General features: G+C 37.9%; 21 protein-coding genes. 3 read left to right on the forward strand and 18 right to left on the reverse strand.

Features of this window, described 5'->3' with window-relative positions; translation table 11 throughout:
• Positions 1–147: 147 nt before the first annotated feature.
• A complete protein-coding gene (locus CFK40_RS00735; RefSeq protein ID WP_089530212.1) occupies positions 148–369 on the reverse strand; it encodes a hypothetical protein in 222 nt (73 codons plus the stop codon).
• Between the two features lie 287 nt (positions 370–656).
• On the opposite strand from CFK40_RS00735, the gene pdaB reads away from it, so the two are divergent.
• Positions 657–1,418, forward strand: a complete 762-nt coding sequence (gene pdaB, locus CFK40_RS00740) for a polysaccharide deacetylase family sporulation protein PdaB (RefSeq protein ID WP_089530213.1) — start codon at positions 657–659, stop codon at positions 1,416–1,418.
• A 152-nt stretch (positions 1,419–1,570) separates the two neighbouring features.
• On the opposite strand, the gene CFK40_RS00745 is transcribed toward pdaB, so the two are convergent.
• Entirely contained in the window at positions 1,571–2,176 is a 606-nt protein-coding gene (locus CFK40_RS00745; RefSeq protein WP_319418016.1) for a KinB-signaling pathway activation protein, read from the reverse strand.
• 341 nt (positions 2,177–2,517) lie between these two features.
• Between CFK40_RS00745 and gerD the strand changes: the two genes are divergently transcribed.
• Entirely contained in the window at positions 2,518–3,135 is a 618-nt protein-coding gene (gene gerD / locus CFK40_RS00750; RefSeq protein ID WP_089530214.1) for a spore germination lipoprotein GerD, read from the forward strand.
• A 208-nt stretch (positions 3,136–3,343) separates the two neighbouring features.
• Here the strand turns inward: gerD and CFK40_RS00755 are convergent, their stop codons facing one another.
• Positions 3,344–4,402, reverse strand: coding sequence for an Mrp/NBP35 family ATP-binding protein (locus CFK40_RS00755; RefSeq protein ID WP_089530215.1), 1,059 nt, complete (start codon positions 4,400–4,402; stop codon positions 3,344–3,346).
• Positions 4,403–4,512: 110 nt separating this feature from the next.
• Positions 4,513–5,238, reverse strand: coding sequence for an N-acetylmuramoyl-L-alanine amidase CwlD (gene cwlD, locus CFK40_RS00760; RefSeq protein WP_089530216.1), 726 nt, complete (start codon positions 5,236–5,238; stop codon positions 4,513–4,515).
• A gap of 158 nt (positions 5,239–5,396) precedes the next feature.
• Between cwlD and CFK40_RS00765 the strand changes: the two genes are divergently transcribed.
• On the forward strand, positions 5,397–5,834 hold the full coding sequence (locus CFK40_RS00765) for a DUF948 domain-containing protein (protein WP_089530217.1): 438 nt from the start codon (positions 5,397–5,399) through the stop codon (positions 5,832–5,834).
• Positions 5,835–5,887: 53 nt separating this feature from the next.
• Here CFK40_RS00765 and CFK40_RS00770 read toward each other — a convergent pair whose 3' ends face one another.
• The 14 genes from CFK40_RS00770 to rpsM all read right to left on the reverse strand — a co-directional run bounded on the left by CFK40_RS00770 (position 5,888) and on the right by rpsM (position 16,826).
• A complete protein-coding gene (locus CFK40_RS00770; RefSeq protein WP_089530218.1) occupies positions 5,888–6,388 on the reverse strand; it encodes a DUF948 domain-containing protein in 501 nt (166 codons plus the stop codon).
• A 20-nt stretch (positions 6,389–6,408) separates the two neighbouring features.
• Positions 6,409–6,846 (reverse strand): DUF948 domain-containing protein, encoded by a 438-nt coding sequence (locus CFK40_RS00775; RefSeq protein ID WP_089530219.1) that lies wholly within the window; start codon positions 6,844–6,846, stop codon positions 6,409–6,411.
• 64 nt (positions 6,847–6,910) lie between these two features.
• Positions 6,911–8,149, reverse strand: coding sequence for an efflux RND transporter periplasmic adaptor subunit (locus tag CFK40_RS00780; RefSeq protein WP_089530220.1), 1,239 nt, complete (start codon positions 8,147–8,149; stop codon positions 6,911–6,913).
• Positions 8,149–8,820: a hypothetical protein gene (locus tag CFK40_RS00785; protein WP_089530221.1), complete on the reverse strand. Its 672-nt coding sequence runs from the start codon at positions 8,818–8,820 to the stop codon at positions 8,149–8,151. Before CFK40_RS00785 ends, CFK40_RS00780 begins: the two co-directional genes overlap by 1 nt.
• 418 nt (positions 8,821–9,238) lie before the next feature.
• Positions 9,239–9,631: a 30S ribosomal protein S9 gene (gene rpsI, locus CFK40_RS00790; RefSeq protein ID WP_089530222.1), complete on the reverse strand. Its 393-nt coding sequence runs from the start codon at positions 9,629–9,631 to the stop codon at positions 9,239–9,241.
• A gap of 21 nt (positions 9,632–9,652) precedes the next feature.
• Entirely contained in the window at positions 9,653–10,090 is a 438-nt protein-coding gene (gene rplM, locus CFK40_RS00795; protein ID WP_089530223.1) for a 50S ribosomal protein L13, read from the reverse strand.
• A gap of 167 nt (positions 10,091–10,257) precedes the next feature.
• Entirely contained in the window at positions 10,258–11,001 is a 744-nt protein-coding gene (gene truA, locus CFK40_RS00800; protein ID WP_089530224.1) for a tRNA pseudouridine(38-40) synthase TruA, read from the reverse strand.
• Between the two features lie 27 nt (positions 11,002–11,028).
• Entirely contained in the window at positions 11,029–11,829 is an 801-nt protein-coding gene (locus CFK40_RS00805) for an energy-coupling factor transporter transmembrane component T family protein (RefSeq protein ID WP_089530225.1), read from the reverse strand.
• Complete coding sequence (locus tag CFK40_RS00810) at positions 11,826–12,695, reverse strand: energy-coupling factor ABC transporter ATP-binding protein (RefSeq protein WP_089530226.1); 870 nt, start codon at positions 12,693–12,695, stop codon at positions 11,826–11,828. The genes CFK40_RS00805 and CFK40_RS00810 overlap by 4 nt, the downstream gene beginning before the upstream one ends.
• Positions 12,671–13,510, reverse strand: coding sequence for an energy-coupling factor ABC transporter ATP-binding protein (locus CFK40_RS00815; RefSeq protein WP_089530227.1), 840 nt, complete (start codon positions 13,508–13,510; stop codon positions 12,671–12,673). The genes CFK40_RS00810 and CFK40_RS00815 overlap by 25 nt, the downstream gene beginning before the upstream one ends.
• Positions 13,511–14,430: 920 nt before the next feature.
• Entirely contained in the window at positions 14,431–14,784 is a 354-nt protein-coding gene (rplQ, locus tag CFK40_RS00820; RefSeq protein WP_089530228.1) for a 50S ribosomal protein L17, read from the reverse strand.
• Between the two features lie 88 nt (positions 14,785–14,872).
• A complete protein-coding gene (locus tag CFK40_RS00825) occupies positions 14,873–15,817 on the reverse strand; it encodes a DNA-directed RNA polymerase subunit alpha (RefSeq protein WP_089530229.1) in 945 nt (314 codons plus the stop codon).
• A 231-nt stretch (positions 15,818–16,048) separates the two neighbouring features.
• Positions 16,049–16,438, reverse strand: coding sequence for a 30S ribosomal protein S11 (rpsK, locus tag CFK40_RS00830; RefSeq protein WP_089530230.1), 390 nt, complete (start codon positions 16,436–16,438; stop codon positions 16,049–16,051).
• Between the two features lie 22 nt (positions 16,439–16,460).
• Positions 16,461–16,826, reverse strand: a complete 366-nt coding sequence (gene rpsM, locus CFK40_RS00835; RefSeq protein ID WP_089530231.1) for a 30S ribosomal protein S13 — start codon at positions 16,824–16,826, stop codon at positions 16,461–16,463.
• Positions 16,827–16,844 lie beyond the last annotated feature (18 nt).

The following is a 16,844-nucleotide window of genomic DNA, read 5'->3' on the forward strand; positions in this document are numbered from 1 at the left end:
TGCTGACAACAAGAAATAATATAGCACATTTTCTACACGATTTCAACATAATAAACAAAAAAACACTTTTTTTCATGGTATTAAAAAAGAAACTAGCGGTTTGCTTATTTGCAACCTTCCACTAGCTTCCCTAAAATATCCGATTTATTATTGGTTATTGGAGCGCTTAGGCATATATTTCAAACATTCTTTTTCGCTAGCAACTCGGCGAAATAACTGGAATAAAAGCGAGTACCTTTCTCTCATTGACTGCTTTACCATCTGGTCAATTCGATTGTCCTCCAAATCCATCAATAATTCTTCCATTTCACGTTTCACAAGGTATTCAATTTCCTTTTGTTCCATATCATTTATTAATAATCCTAACATTTAGTTCACCTCAAACCTCTCAAGCCATTTAGCTATTAATTTTGCCGCTCTATCTATATGTAACATTATTCGTAAAAAATGTAGAATTAAGTCGGTTGATTTAGTCGACTATACGGACAATCCATAAACGACATAATTAGACTTAAACTCTTAACTCTACACCTTATTCCCTGTTTTCTCCTTCTTTCATCCTTCTCCATTATTCTTTTTACTTCTTATACATAATAGCTTGTTCATATTATCCATTCCCATTCATAAACTAAATACAAGAGTATAGGAGGGGTAAGATGAGTTATTTGTATGTATGGCGTTTTTCAAAGTGGAAAAAAATTTTTTATATTGCTTTATTTGCACTAATTACAGCTACAGTCATTTGGTCTGAAAGTACTGGTAATTTTTCTGTATTTTCATCATCAGATGAGCCCGCAGCATTTGTGAAAGGAAATTCTAAAGAAAATAATATTGCCTTAACATTTAACATTAGCTGGGGAGAAGAAAAGGTATTTGACATTCTAAAACAATTAAAGACCCATGATGTACAGGCTACTTTCTTTGTCAGCGGGGAATGGGCCGAAAGACATCCAGATATACTTGAAAAAATTAAAGACGGCAATCATGAGCTAGGAATGCTTGGATACCGTTATAAAAGTTATCTTGATCAGGAAATAGGTAAAGTAAGAAAGGATATACTGTATGCAAAAGAGATCTTTAAAAAGCTAGGATATGAAAATATTACGCTAATGCGTGCACCAAGTGGTCATATAAACAAAGAAATCATCGAGTTAGCTGAAGAACTGGGATTAAAAGTTGTCCATTGGAGAGTGGATGCAGATGACTGGGAAAACCCTGGCACACAACAAATCGTGGATACCATTATGAAGGAAACGTCAAACGGGGATGTTATTTTACTTCATGCTTCTGATTCTGTAAAACAAACAGCTAAAGCTCTTGAGGACATATTACCAGGGCTTAAAAATAAAGGATTTCAATTCGTCTCTGTAACAGAGCTTTACAACCAAGCGCATTCCAAATCAAAACTTGCAGAATAAGAAAAGCACAAACGCCTTGATCAGCAGCACCGACAAGTTTAAGCTAAATCTCGAGGGGCTGGGCGCTTGCGCTAGACAATAATTCTTTTATCTTTTAAAAAAAGCACAAGGAACCTCACTATTTCGAAGTTCCTTGTGCTTCAATGCGTATCTTATTTTATTTCAGATTTCACATTTTCTTTTTGTTCTGGATTTGTCAATCTGTGTAAAACCAATAATTGATATGTATTACAAACAAGTAACGGCACTATCATTAACCAAGCATAATCAGTTCCGCTTGTTCTGAGACCTGGAACCCATTCAACAGAAGTCATCACAACCATCAAAAACAATGCCGGTATAAATGCACGCTGATTGGTCTGTTTAGCTTTAATTTTGGCAATTACTAGTCCATATACCAAAATAGCTGCAGCCATTAAAATATATGCAATCAAGGAACCTTCACTATCTGTAGAATTGTACGGAAAGTAAACTAAGTCAAAAACAACAAATGCGATTAGCAACATCTGGACAGTGGGCCAAAATGAACGAAATAACCCTAAACCAAATTGGTTAATAAATAAATAAGCAAAAAAGCCAGTCTGGCTAACTAAACTAAATACAAACCCTAATCCTAGAAAGAAAAGAACAACACCTAATAATTCAAAAGAATCAATTGGATTTAATACGCTTGTGTAGGATGCTGTTTTTACAAAAAAACTGGTAATAAGACCCGCTATTCCCCGAGAATTAATGTTTTTAAAAACAACCCTACCCATTTACGACTATTCACTATATGTCCTCCTACCAAAAATAACGATATATTCACTGTTAGAGGTTGTTCAAAAAGTCACCAAATGATAAACGGCGAATTTCTTCGTTGCTCAATTTTTCCGGTCCTCACGTATTAAAAGCATACGTTCCCGCCTCAAAATATTCGCGCCTTGAACTTCTTGTTTCTAATTTGCCGACTTTTTGAACACGCACTTTACAATTATCTATGCTTTTAATTTACTTCCATCCGTATTTTACCACGAATAACAGCATTTTTCCTTAAGGAAGTGCATATTTTTCTCCCCTTTCTCGCATATTAACCGTGTAGAGGAAGGAGGATTGGAAGATGCTTCGGTTATTATTTGTATTATTTATTGGACTTACTTGTTTAACACTTAGCGCTTGTACGAATGAGAGTGCAGCAAGTAAAGAGGTTGATTATGAAGCAACGAAAAAAATGGTTGTTGATATACTTCAAACCGAAGATGGAAAAAAGGCTTTACAAGAGATATTAAAAGACGAAAAAATGAAAGAAAGTTTAGTCATAGATGCCAACGTCGTGAAAAGCGCCATTAATGATGCTCTCTCCTCTGAAAAAGGCAAAGAAATGTGGAAAAAGCTTTTTGAGGACCCAAAATTCGTGGAAACTTATGCAAAGTCGATGTCAGAGCAACATAAGAAATTAATAAAATCATTAATGAACGATGCAGAATATCAAAAGCAAATGCTTGAACTACTGAAAAATCCGGAAGTTACTAAACAAATGATAGAAGCAATGAAAAGCCAAGAATTCACCGCACAATTAGAAGAGTCCATACAAAAGACATTGGAAACCCCTGTATTCCAAGCTAAAATTCAAGACATCCTGTTAAAAGCCGCTTCTGAACAACAGAAGGGTAAGCAAGGCAAGGAAAAACCACAGGGTGGTAGTGAAGGTGAGGGCGCTGGCGGCGGTGGTGAATAGTTTTTTTCAGGGCACGCAGAAAAGGTGACTAAAGTAAATTTAGCCACCTCTTTTTTTAGAGCAAAGAAAGTATAAAATTTTAGCGATTATCTGTCTAAATTCAGCGCTTAGCCACTCGAGGTTTTAAGTCAAATCGCTTTGTGATAACAACCATCACTAAGCGATTCGTCTTAAAATTGTCGTGTCTTTCAAGGCGCTTGCGCTTTTCTTATTCTTCTACTTTTGCAATAATTTTTGCTGCAATTTTATGGTATTCTTTTCCTATCGGATGATCTACTTGATAAATAGATGGGGCAAATTCATCCTCTTCCTCATAAGGTTGTTGCAACGGTAGCTGACCAAGGACTTTTGTTTTTAGTACCTCGGCAAGCTTTTCACCTCCACCTTGACCGAAAACGTACTCTTTCTCACCCGTTTTTTTACTTTCAAAATAGGCCATGTTTTCCACAACACCAAGAATTTCATGATCCGTTTTTAATGCCATTTGCCCAGCACGAGCCGCTACAAATGCAGCAGTTGGATGTGGAGTAGTTACAATAACTTCTTTACACGTAGGTAGCATTTCATGTACATCCATCGCGATATCGCCAGTACCAGGTGGCAGGTCAAGCAGAAGGTAATCTAAGTCGCCCCATTCTACCTCTTTAAAAAAGCTACTCAACATCTTCCCAAGCATTGGTCCACGCCAAATAATAGGTGAGTTGTCCTCTACAAAGAATCCCATCGAGATAACCTTTACACCAAAACGTTCGACTGGAATTATTTTTTCACCGCGAACTGCAGGACGATTTTCTACACCCATCATATCCGGGATACTGAACCCGTAAATATCAGCATCAATAATTCCTACCTTTTTACCAAGACGCATTAATGACATTGCAAGGTTTACGGTTACTGTAGATTTACCTACTCCACCTTTACCACTAGCCACAGCAATAAATTTCGTTCCTTTACTTCCACCCATCAAGGACGCCTCTTGCTCCTCTTCAACAGCAGGCTGGTATTTTTTAATAATTTCTTCTGGCAATTCTTCAAATCGAAGCCCGACTGTAGTAACGCCACTTTTCTTTAATATACCAACAATCTCTTGTTGTAATTGCATCTGTTCAGCAGTATTCGTTTTTCCAATTCCTATCTTTACACTGACATGCTTTTTATCTTCTTTTATAATAATTTCTTTCACGCCGCCAGTTTCTTCTAGCGTTCTATGTAAAAACGGGTCCTTTACAGGATTAAGTAGTTGTATTATTTCTTCATTTGTCAACAAAATGTGTCACCTTCCCTTTACTAGCATTGACTGTATAACACTATCCAACGCTAGTATAACATAAATCAGGTAAAATCTAAGTGATAAGCGTCTACGAATGATCTTTCCTACTATTCGTCCTTATCCTCTTCTACATCCTCTGTTACATAACGTAATACCCCTTCATAAATGCTTGCAGCCATTTTTTCTTGGTAGTCATCTTTCTTTAACAATTCGCGTTCTTGTTCATTTGATAAAAAACCAATTTCAACAAGCGCACCTGGTGCTTCGGCATGCTTTAATAAATACATCCCCTTTAATGGAAGCGCAGTTCGATCCGTGTTTTCTAAGTTACGAATGATTTCAGCTTGAATCAGTTTAGCTAGATGTTTGCTTTTATCTGATTTTGGATAATAAAAGGTTTGAGCCCCACTCCATTTAGTTGAAGGTAATGCATTTAAATGAACGGATATAAAAAAGTCTGCCTCTTTATCCTTTATCATCTGGAGACGATTTCGAATATCCTCAGCCTTACGTCGTGCCAGGCCTTTCGTATTGGAATCAGCCAAATCCGTGTCTTTATTTCGCGTTAAATAAACAACCGCACCAGTCTGTTGTAAGTAATTTTGTAGTTTTTTTGCAACGGTAAGTGTGATTCCTTTCTCTAAGGTTTTATCCTTCCCAACCGCACCACCATCAGGCCCTCCATGACCAGGGTCAAGAACAATTGTTTTTCCTGCAAGTGGTAGTGACCATGAACTCCATGTACTTACTGGACTTCCGATTGGCTGACTGATCAATACCAGTAATACCGCAAAGCCGAAGCACCAAATTACTACATTTCCTAGTCGTTTCATTCATCCCGCTCCTTATCAATCTGCTTTCACTATTGTATGGGACAAGATAAACATATATGACATAGGAAATTTCAGGGTTCACACTTTGTGACGTTTTGTTTCTTTGGTATAGTGGTACTAGTAAAAGAAAATAATAAGAAAAAAGGAGGCCAGGTAAAATGGATTGGTTAGGAATTGGTGTACTTGTAATTGGAGTTGCATTTGCTGTATTAGTACTAGTATTAATTAAACCACTTAATAATTTGTCTAATTTGTTTTTTAGTGTACAAAAAACAACCGATGAACTTCCACACAATATAAACTTGATCACTGATCAGACTAAAAACACACTCCAAGCTAGCACGGAGACTCTTACTAAGGTGAACAATCAAGTTAAGGAATTAAGCCCTTTATTTTCTATTATTGGTGATGCTGGTAGAGGCACACAAAAACTATCTTCTTCACTTGTTGATGCTACAACGTCAATGAAAACAGGTACTGAGGATGGCAAAAAATTCACCGAACGACATAACCTTGAAGGCTTATATGGTGCGTTGACTTTAAGCTACTATTTATTTCAAAGAAAAAAGGCACTTAAAGTGCGGGTTCAAAAATAACAAAAACCCTCAGGACCATAAAATTGGTCTTGAGGGTTTTTGAGTTGAAGTAACTATTTATTCACGTCTGATTTTACGTTATTTTTGATCATTTTTATTTTATCAGCGCGCTTATTGCCATTCTTATAAAGGTTAGATTCAGATCCTTTTCGCTTCTTACCTTTTCTAAGCCAATAATATCCTAATGCAACTGATCCGTAAACGCTACCTAGATATTTGTGTTCTACCTCAGTTGATTTATTTTTGAGTGAAGAACTTGCATCCATAAAGGATGAAGATAGCTTCCTCGATGCTTCTCCGACATCACCAATTATATAAAACAAAGGACTTAGCCCTCTTAATTTTTCATTAACATCTGCAAGTGTATCATTACTATGGCGAATTAGACCACTTGTTTCTTTTAACACCTCATCTATTTGATGAGGAAGTTGTTCTACCGTTTTATCGACACCATCAAGCACCGCTGCTAAGTTATTTAGTACCTTTACCAAAAATAACGCTAAGGCAGCAAAAGCTAAGCCAATAATTAATACGCCTAATCCAGCTAGACTCATATCTATCCCTCTTTCCTTTATTAACTTTTCACGTTAAACTTTGGTTTCTTGCTTGGATCTTTCCATTTAGTAAATAAACGAAAGGCAACCTCACTCCACTGAATACTGTGAGCAATCGGGGCAGCTTGCTGTAACGCTTTATTAGTTGAGATATTTTTTGTTTGATGATGTAAAACTGTATTTAAATTACTTACAGATTGCCCTACATTTTCAAGCGTATCGAAAAGACTATCTGTAGCTTTAAGCTTCTGTTCAACGTCATCAACTATTTTATCTGTTTCTTTAATTGTAAGTTCGATTTCAGCTGTTATGTATTGCAGTTTTGTTTCTACCTCTCCTAAGGTTTTGCCTAAAGACTCAAGTGTATTAGATATCCGTTTCAAAACTTTAGCAACAAATATAGCAATAATTCCAAACCCTAAAGCGCATAATAAGACGCCTATATAAACTAATTCCATATAGTTTATACCCTCCCTTCTCTACAACTATTCCACTTATAACGGGAAAATAAACGGATTTCATTTATCTCGATAAAATCCCCATAACAACATACTTGCTCCAGTTTTTCTTATCATAATTGAATGTATCACTCCACGGAACCTCACTAAACTTTAATGGCGTTACAAAAGTGGCACCAGAACGAAACTCGGACTCTGGCTCTTTTGCAATCCACTCTCCCACTTTTGCTCCTTTTATTATCTCCTGCATACTGGCCATCTCTAAACCAGTTTCAACTTTTTGAACGTGCAGTTTGCCATTGGAGGTCATTTTCCAAATTGAATTACCAAAAATTGCATCTTCAAATAAAGCCGTGGCACCTTTTGATTGTTTCGTTGTAATAGTTAAATTTGCATGATACCCAGGAAGTAAGCTTTCTACCTCAGCACCTTCTTCAAAAGAAACGCTAAATGGATATTCACTATTATCATGTAATTCAACTTCTTTTGGCAAGTCACTAATAGATGTGACAGACCCTTTTAAGGTAGAATTACTTTCATTAATTGTAACCTCTACTGGCATATCATTTTTTATTACCGTACGTTCCTGTTCTGTTAGTTCGCCAATGACATGTAAAGTAGTTGAAGATATTGTAATAATCGGATCATCTAAGGCTTTAGAAACTACCGTAGCCTTTCCTTGATAAGGACTCACCACTGTTATAGAATCTCCTCCAGCCTCAAGCTCTGTTAATTGTGACTGAACACTCTCAAGTTGCGCTCTTGCTCTAGCTAATTCCTTTTCTTTTTCTATGAGATATTGCTCTTGCATATATTCCGCTTCAATTGGTGGAGGTGATGGTACTATGATATCACTATTTTCCTCATCAGTACCATCAGGTGAGATACGTGGTACCTGAACACGTGGGATTTGATAGTTAGAAATTTCGGAAATAGCAGTCTCAATGGCCGTAACTTCTCCATTTATTCTAGACATTTCATTTGTTAAATATGCCTTCGTATCATAATAATCATTAACACGATATGTATATAGTTGATCACCCTGGTTAACTTCTGCCCCTTCTTCAATTAAAAACTCCTGAAAGTTTCCTAAGCTTTTGTCAAAATACACATCATTCGCAGCGGTTGAAGTAAGCACACCAGCTTTATTCATTTTCTCATATAAATTTGTTTTAAAAACCTCTGACCATTCGCTTACATAGGATTTTCTTTCTACTGTTCCATTATCGTCAAAGTAGACTAATAATACATTAATTCCTATAAACAGAATAATAGTCGTAATCAAGAGTCTGCCTCGCTTCATTAAAACCACCTACTTATCATCAAACTATCACCATAAGCTAAGAACGCCACGACAAACCAGTAAAATATATGTAAGGAAATAACATTTAACCAGATCCAATATTTTTTAATAGTCGATAAATAACCTAAGTATTTTATTTGAAACCAAATAATCCATAGCTGAAAAAGTGATATGGCTCCGAAAAAGTAAACAGGCCAACTTGCCTCTGTAAAATAAGAAACAATTACTCCAAATGATAACGGTGACACATACCAATCTAGTCCAAAGTTAACGAATAACGGAATCCACATAACGCGTTCGATAAGCATAACGAACAATATGATCTGTTGCATCATCATAACTTTTTGATAAGGGACATCTGTTACTAAATGCAAAATAAGTGAAGGTACAAATAAGAGGAATAATGCCATTAAAATAGCAAACCCAACCCGTCCTAGAATAAACCATAATTTGCTTTGTTCATAGTGTAATTCGCTGAGTCCTATCGCATCCTTTGATATAAAATCTGTGCCCATTCCAAGAGAAGCCATCCATGCGTAAATAACCACACTTAAAAGAACAAGCAATCCGCTAATCTTCCATAGATTATAGACCTTTTCGGCTTTGTGAATTCGATATAAATGATCGTCAAATGAAAAAAAGAATTTTACTAGATTAAAGTTGTATGTCATATACTACATTCCTTTTCTACGTTTCATTACTTAAAGAGGATATTCAAAAAGTCACCAAATGATAAATGGCGAATCTCTTCGTTACTCGGTTTTTCCGGTCCTCACGTATTTAGGGCATACGTTCCGGTCCTCAAAACTCTCTGCCTCGACCTTCTTATTTCTAATTCGGCGACTTTTTGAACACACACTCAAATGGTTTTCTATTCCAATTTAATCTTAACGCAACATTCGATAATATTCTATCATTTTTTTAAAATTCGAATTTAAAAAGACCGAATTTGTTGGATATAGCAACAAAACCAGTCTCTTATGTTATTTAATCTTCTGGTGTTAGTATACTTATTTCGTTTGTCAGATTTCAACATTAAAAAAATACCCTCTTTCCAATAAAGGAAAAAGGGTATTTGAAATTGATCTATTAACGTTTTGAGAATTGTGGTGCACGACGAGCGCCTTTAAGACCATATTTCTTACGCTCTTTCATGCGAGAATCACGAGTTAGGTATCCTTCACGTTTTAGAGAAGCGCGATATTCTGGATCTGCTTCTAAAAGAGCGCGAGCAACACCATGACGGATAGCACCAGCTTGCCCAGTGAATCCTCCACCATGAACATTTACTAAAACGTCGTATGTGCCTTGTGTTTCTGTAATAGCAAGTGGTTGATTTAAAATAAGAAGTTGCGTGTCATATGGAAAATAAGCCTGAGCTTCACGACCATTTACAACAACTTTACCGTTGCCTGGAACTAAACGTACACGTGCAGTTGATTTCTTACGACGACCTGTGCCGTAGTATTGTACTTGTGCCATTTGTGGGTAACCTCCTTTTAATTATCCGCGAAGTTCGTAAACTTCTGGTTTTTGTGCTTGATTGTTATGCTCTGAACCTTTATATACGTGCAATTTTTTACCCATTTTACGGCCTAAAGGACCTTTTGGTAACATACCCTTAACAGCAAGCTCAAGCATTTGCTGAGGATATTTTGTACGCATTTCGTTAGCATTACGTTCTTTCAATCCACCTGGGTGGTTTGAGTGACGATAATACATTTTATCGTTAATTTTATTTCCAGTAAGTTCGATTTTCTCTGCATTAATAATAATAACGTTATCACCTGTGTCTGCATGTGGTGTATACGTTGGTTTATGTTTACCACGTAGCAAAGTCGCAACTTCACTTGCTAGACGACCTAGACGTTTACCTTCAGCATCTACAACAAGCCATTTGCGTTCAATGTTACTTTCTTTAGCCATGAACGTTGTACGCATGATAGTTTCCCTCCTAATTTACATCAATCATTTTCGTTTATTTCATCATAATTAGATTCCGGGGCTAATCATGGTTTTGAAATAAAATGCCATATATCATCATATACTAGATAACGGCTCTATGTCAAGTAGAAAAGGATTATTTTCCACTTATGTTTCAAGCTTACTCATTTATATTTGACATTCCATAAATAAAGCCCTTGCGGGGGGACTGTTTCACCTAATAACTGACGATCTTTTTGTTCCAAAAGTTTTACCATATCATCCTGATGCCTTCTCCCTTGACCAACATCAAGCATTGCGCCGACAATGATTCGAACCATGTTATATAGAAAACCGCTTCCCCTGAAAATAAATTCAATCTCACTACCACGTTTTACACAGCTTACCTGATAAAGCGTTCTAACCTTACTGCCCTTTGTAGTGGCTTTAGCGGAGGAAAACGTAGTAAAGTCATGTTCACCTTCTAAATGGTTACAAGCTTCCTGTATCGCCTCTATATCAAGCTGAAAGGGAAACTGGTAAGCATAGTTCTGTTTGAACACATCTCGTTCCTTTTCATTCCAAATATAATAACGATACTCTTTTTCCAATACGTCATACCTTACATGAAATGAATCTATTACCTTCTCTACCTCACGTACATATAAATCATCAGGTAATAGCGTGTTGAGCGCTCGTTTCCAATTCTCCTCTGGAATATCAAAGGGCGTATCAAAATGAATGGTTTGTCCTTTTGCATGGACACCTGTGTCCGTGCGACCTGAAGCTTGCAATCGAATATGTTCACCTTTGTGGATCTTTTTTAATGCCTTTTCCAGTTCACCATGAACAGTTCGCTTTTTGGGCTGGATTTGAAATCCTGAAAAGCTAGTACCATCATAGCTAATTACACACTTAATTTTACCCATTATTTAATCCAGCCCCTTTCTTCAAGCTTAATAATTTCGAGTCACTAGCAATCCAGCAACAACACACGCGAACAGGAGATAGATAGCAATATCACGCTTTTCTATTTTTAATTCTCGTAGTTTCGTTCGACCGTCCCCACCTTGATATCCTCGTGCTTCCATTGCCATTGCTAGTTCCTCTGCTCGTTTAAATGCACTTACAAATAGGGGAACTAAGAGAGGAACTACCGCTTTCACTCGTTCTTTTATTTTTCCAGTACGAAAGTCAACTCCCCTTGAAGCTTGCGCTCGAGAGATTTTTTCCGTCTCTTGCATAAGAGTTGGAATAAACCGCAAGGAAATCGACATCATCAAGGCCAACTCATGAACAGGAAATTTAACTTTCTTTAACGGATGGAGCAAATCCTCTATCGCATCGGTAATTTCGATTGGTGTCGTAGTAAGGGTTAGTAAAGACGTTACCAATATTAATAAGAAAAAACGCATCGATATTGCGAAACCTTTGATTAATGCACCAGAGTATACATTGAAAGAAAATATTTCAAATAAGACCGTACCTTCTTTTGTCACAAAAAGGTGAAGGAAAAATGTAAAGATTATTAGAAACCACACTGGTGTTAATCCTTTAATAATGTAGCTTATCGGAATTCTAGTTGTAAACATACTTGCTAAGGCAAATAAGGTAAGAATTCCATAACTTAAAACGGTATTCGCAAAAAATACGATAAAGACGAAAAAGAAAATAATTATTATCTTAGAACGCGGATCCAACTTATGGATAAGCGATTTGCCTGGTACATACTGACCGATAATCAATGCATTATTCATGTTGATTCAGCCCCCTTTAACGTCCGCTGAATCGCTGCCGCTATTTCTTTTGTTGATTGTCTGTGAAATGGAATTTGGATGCCAAACTTTTTTTCATAGGAAAGTAAAAACTGGACAGCTTCTGGAACATCGAGTTGAACCGCTTTCAAGGCCTCCTGTTGCGTTAAAACATCTTCAGGCTTACCTTCCATATATTTCTTTCCTTTATTTAAAATAATAACGTGATCGGCATATTTAACCGCATCCTCCATACTGTGCGTAACAAGGATCGTTGTTAACCCTTGTTCATGATGCAGGGTATCAAACATATCCATGATTTCCTTCTGACCACGAGGATCAAGTCCAGCAGTCGGTTCATCGAGCACCAGCACTTCTGGTTTGATCGCGAGCACTCCTGCAATAGCCACCCGGCGCATCTGTCCTCCACTAAGATCAAATGGGGAACGTGTTAATAACTCTTCATTTAAACCAACAGATGGTGCTATTTGTTTGATACGTTTTTTAATCTCATCAGCAGACACATTAAAGTTCTCAGGACCAAAAGCGATATCCTTTTCAACCGTTTCTTCAAACAATTGATGTTCCGGATACTGAAAAACAACACCGACTCGACTTCGAAGTTCCTTCATATTCTTTGGTTTGTTACCATCTTTTAACTGGAAGCCTCCAATGGTCACTTCTCCTTCACTCGGCATTACTAAACCGTTCAGGTGTTGAATAAGCGTCGATTTCCCTGATCCAGTATGGCCGATGATCGCAACGAATGACCCTGATGGTATGTGGAATGACAGATCCTCAATCGCTTTATGTGAAAATGGTGTATTTCGTTGGTATATATAGCTTACGTGCTTGAATGTAATGTCCATAAGTCCTCCAACAATTCCTCTTGGTTTAGGGCCTCATTTGTAATTGGAACGCCCATTTGTTTCAATTCATCAACTAATATGGCTACAAATGGGACATCAAGACCAATTTCACGTAGCTTCGTTTTTTTGGAAAAAATCTCACGCGGGGTGGCCTCGTCCCATATTTCTCCTTCATTCATGACAATTACCCGTTCTGCCTGAACGACCTCTTGTAAATCGTGTGTAATCGTAATCAATGAAAGCTGATGCTCTTTTTGTACATTAGATACGGTGTTCATGATCTCCATACGGCCTTTTGGATCAAGCATTGCGGTTGCTTCATCTAATATAAGAACCTGGGGTGAAATAGCTAATACACTTGCAATAGCTACACGCTGCTTCTGGCCGCCAGAAAGTCGATGAGGTTCAGTCATTCGATAATCCTGCATGCCAACTGCATTCAAATTTATGTCAATACGCTTTATCATTTCTTCGCGCGCGATACCACGGTTCTCCATACCAAAAGCAACATCATCTTGAACAGTTGTCCCCACGAATTGATTATCCGGGTTTTGAAAAACCATGCCAACATCTTTTCGTATATCCCAAATAGTTTCTTCTGTAACTTGCCTGCCATTAATCATGATTTGGCCCTCTTGTGGAAAAAGTAATCCATTCACTAGTTTAGCGATAGTAGATTTACCAGATCCATTATGACCAATGATCGCCACCCACTCATTTTCAAAGATATGGAAACTACAATTTTTTAATACCCAAGGCTCCTCTTCTCCATACCGAAACGATACATTTCTAAACTCTATTAATTTTTGACGCACTGGTTTAACCTCCTCTAGCTCAGCTCATGTCCTGGGTTGTTTTTCTTAATTATAATTATGATTGGCGGCTCAAATTCTGTTATTTGTGTAAGACTGTTTTCATACACACTGTTGCTTTTTCATCTTCATAGTCGATAAAAATGCGACATAACAGCAACGTGATTTCCGCGGGCGGCAGTCGCTTTCCGCGGGCGGCTGGTGAGCCTCCTCGCGCTCCGCACTGCGGGGTCTCACCTATGCCTATAATCCCGCAGGAGTCGACTGCCCTCCGCTCCAATCACTGTAAAGTTAAGAGGTGAATGGGAGAGGATTATAGGTAAAGCTCCAACCCTAGCGAAGAAAAAACACGGAGACTCCTGCGGGAAAGCGAAGACGATGAGACCCCGCAGAGTGGGTTTCTCGAGGAGGCTCATCGCGAGCCCGCGGAAAGCGTAGTGTTTTTCCACAGCGGTCGCAGGGCACTAAACATGATTTCCAGTTACGTCGCAGTATATAATTAATAGTAACATTATTTTCGAAAACAGCCTTTTCTTAAAATGCCCTCAATTTTTATATTGTGGAAATAAGTTCCGTTATTTCAAAAAAAGTGGTAATTTCATCGTCTTTTTTGTAAATAGCTCCACTGTTTGGCCTGAATTTAGGTCCATTTCATGAATATAACGGATCACAATGTCCGCATATTTGCTGAACAGGCACCTACACTTTTATCAGTCCAGTTCCGCTTTTTTTGTCTAGCTGCGGCTCCTAGCGACTAGCAAATAGTCAGTCCTGATGAATGTACGGAAAGTTCACCTACTTTCACAGTCCTATCTATTTGTACGTCGCTGACCAGTCGCCTCCGCTTTTCTACCTACAAAAAAAGGGCTTGGCTTCACCTCGTGGAAGAGATTCAGTCCTGCCCTTAATACGCAAAAGTTTCATTATACTAGTTCGATAATTGCCATTTTTGCTCCGTCACCTTGACGAGCTCCTAGCTTAAGAACACGTGTATATCCACCTTGTCTTTCTTCATAACGCTCAGCAATTTCACCGAAAAGCTTTTGAATAACATTTTCGTTTTCATTTGCTGCTTGATTGTATAAAAATGATGTAGCTTGACGACGCGCATGTAAATCACCGCGTTTGCCTAGTGTGATCATTTTATCTGCTACAGATTTTAAATCTTTCGCTTTTGCTTCTGTTGTTTCAATACGTTCATGAATGATTAAATCAGATGCAAGGTTGCGAAGTAATGCCATACGTACATCGGTAGTACGACCTAATTTTCTAGCCATGGACTATCCCTCCCTTTTTACGTTTCTTGGACAACGTCTAGGTCCAGTACCTAGCGCCTTTGCCCTATTCTAAAGGTGTCTGCTTTTATCAGTCATCGTTACGTAAACCTAAGCCAAGATCTTCAAGTTTTACTTTAACTTCAACAAGAGATTTACGGCCTAAATTACGAACCTTCATCATATCTTCTTCAGATTTATTTGCAAGTTCTTGAACTGTATTAATACCAGCACGTTTTAAACAATTATAGGATCTGACAGAAAGATCTAATTCTTCGATTGTCATTTCCATTACTTTTTCTTTTTGGTCTTCTTCTTTTTCTACCATTATTTCTGCATTTTGTGCTTCGTCTGTTAAGCCCACAAAAATATTAAGATGTTCTGTAAATATTTTGGCACCTAACGAAACTGCTTCTTCAGGACGAATGCTTCCATCTGTCCACACATCTAATGTTAACTTATCGAAATTCGCAATTTGTCCGACACGAGTATTTTCAACTTGGAAAGTCACGCGTGATACTGGTGTGAAAATAGAGTCAACTGGGATAACGCCTATTGGTTGATCATCATGATTATTTCCCTCAGCAGGGCGATAACCGCGACCACGTTCAGCAGTTATTCTCATATGCAAGCTTCCTTTGCTATTAATCGTCGCAATTGGAAGTTCCGGATTCAATACTTCTACATCACTATCAAAGGTAAGATCTGCAGCCGTAACTTTTCCTTCCCCTTGCACATCAATCTCTAGTGTTTTTTCTTCATCAGAGTAGATTTTAAGAGCAAGTTTCTTTAGATTTAAGATGATTGTTGTTACATCTTCTACAACACCTTCAATCGTTGAAAACTCATGTTGCGCTCCATCGATTTGAACTGCTGTTACAGCAGCACCTGGAAGTGAGGATAGTAGGATACGACGCAAGGAGTTTCCTAGAGTAGTACCATATCCACGTTCAAGCGGTTCGACGACGAATTTACCAAAATTGGCATCATCGCTGATCTCTACTGTTTCTATTTTTGGTTTTTCAATTTCGATCATTCAACAAAACCCTCCTTAAAAACGTCGAAACCCCGGCTAGACAAATTGGTCTAACCGAAATTCCCCAAATAGGCAGTTGGCGTTTCTGCACTATTGAATTTCTTACGTATTGTCTGTCGTTCATCGATGCTCTTCGGTTTAGATGGTTAAAAAGGCCTTACCTTCTTACCAACCACACTTTTAGCTATCATAACCCATTATAGACAGGGTGACAAAATTTATACAGTACAATTATACACGACGACGTTTTGGTGGGCGACAACCATTGTGAGGAACTGGAGTTACATCACGAATTGCTGTTACTTCTAGACCTACTGCCTGCAAAGAGCGGATTGCTGCTTCACGACCAGCACCAGGACCCTTAACAGTTACTTCTAGTGTTTTCATACCATTTTCTACTGCTGAGTTAGCTGCTGTTTCAGCTGCCATTTGAGCTGCAAAAGGTGTTGACTTACGAGAACCTTTAAAGCCAAGTGAACCTGCTGAGCTCCACCCAATAGCATTACCTTGTACATCCGTAATCGTAACAATTGTATTGTTAAACGTAGAACGAATATGTGCTATACCAGTATCAATATTCTTTTTCACACGACGCTTACGCGTATTAGTTTTACGAACCATTGATTAGCTTACCTCCTTCACGTTACTTTTTCTTGTTAGCCATTGTACGACGTGGACCTTTACGAGTACGTGAATTGTTTTTTGTTTTTTGACCACGAACTGGTAATCCACGGCGGTGACGGACTCCTCTATAGGATCCAATTTCAATTAATCGTTTGATGTTCAGGGACACTTCACGACGAAGATCACCTTCAACTGTAAATTCATCAATTGCTTTACGGATTTTACCTAATTCATCTTCGGTCAGATCGCGTACACGAGTGTTTTCTGAAACGCCTGCTTCTTTAAGGACTTCCTGTGCAGTGTTTTTTCCAATACCATAAATGTATGTTAATGAAATCACTACACGTTTATCACGCGGAATATCAATACCTGCAATACGTGCCATAAGCTCAATGCACCTCCT

The sequence above is a fragment of the Virgibacillus necropolis genome (assembly GCF_002224365.1).
GTDB classification, from domain to species: domain Bacteria; phylum Bacillota; class Bacilli; order Bacillales; family Amphibacillaceae; genus Virgibacillus_F; species Virgibacillus_F necropolis.

Coding starts and splice junctions, on each gene's coding strand:
- CFK40_RS00735 (WP_089530212.1), bottom strand. CDS start 369: ATGTTAGGATTATTAATAAATGATATGGAACAAAAGGAAATTGAATAC.
- pdaB (WP_089530213.1), top strand. CDS start 657: ATGAGTTATTTGTATGTATGGCGTTTTTCAAAGTGGAAAAAAATTTTT.
- CFK40_RS00745 (WP_319418016.1), bottom strand. CDS start 2,176: ATGGGTAGGGTTGTTTTTAAAAACATTAATTCTCGGGGAATAGCGGGT.
- gerD (WP_089530214.1), top strand. CDS start 2,518: ATGCTTCGGTTATTATTTGTATTATTTATTGGACTTACTTGTTTAACA.
- cwlD (WP_089530216.1), bottom strand. CDS start 5,238: ATGAAACGACTAGGAAATGTAGTAATTTGGTGCTTCGGCTTTGCGGTA.
- CFK40_RS00765 (WP_089530217.1), top strand. CDS start 5,397: ATGGATTGGTTAGGAATTGGTGTACTTGTAATTGGAGTTGCATTTGCT.
- CFK40_RS00770 (WP_089530218.1), bottom strand. CDS start 6,388: ATGAGTCTAGCTGGATTAGGCGTATTAATTATTGGCTTAGCTTTTGCT.
- CFK40_RS00775 (WP_089530219.1), bottom strand. CDS start 6,846: ATGGAATTAGTTTATATAGGCGTCTTATTATGCGCTTTAGGGTTTGGA.
- CFK40_RS00780 (WP_089530220.1), bottom strand. CDS start 8,149: ATGAAGCGAGGCAGACTCTTGATTACGACTATTATTCTGTTTATAGGA.
- CFK40_RS00785 (WP_089530221.1), bottom strand. CDS start 8,820: ATGACATACAACTTTAATCTAGTAAAATTCTTTTTTTCATTTGACGAT.
- rpsI (WP_089530222.1), bottom strand. CDS start 9,631: ATGGCACAAGTACAATACTACGGCACAGGTCGTCGTAAGAAATCAACT.
- rplM (WP_089530223.1), bottom strand. CDS start 10,090: ATGCGTACAACGTTCATGGCTAAAGAAAGTAACATTGAACGCAAATGG.
- truA (WP_089530224.1), bottom strand. CDS start 11,001: ATGGGTAAAATTAAGTGTGTAATTAGCTATGATGGTACTAGCTTTTCA.
- CFK40_RS00805 (WP_089530225.1), bottom strand. CDS start 11,829: ATGAATAATGCATTGATTATCGGTCAGTATGTACCAGGCAAATCGCTT.
- CFK40_RS00810 (WP_089530226.1), bottom strand. CDS start 12,695: ATGGACATTACATTCAAGCACGTAAGCTATATATACCAACGAAATACA.
- rplQ (WP_089530228.1), bottom strand. CDS start 14,784: ATGGCTAGAAAATTAGGTCGTACTACCGATGTACGTATGGCATTACTT.
- CFK40_RS00825 (WP_089530229.1), bottom strand. CDS start 15,817: ATGATCGAAATTGAAAAACCAAAAATAGAAACAGTAGAGATCAGCGAT.
- rpsK (WP_089530230.1), bottom strand. CDS start 16,438: ATGGTTCGTAAAACTAATACGCGTAAGCGTCGTGTGAAAAAGAATATT.
- rpsM (WP_089530231.1), bottom strand. CDS start 16,826: ATGGCACGTATTGCAGGTATTGATATTCCGCGTGATAAACGTGTAGTG.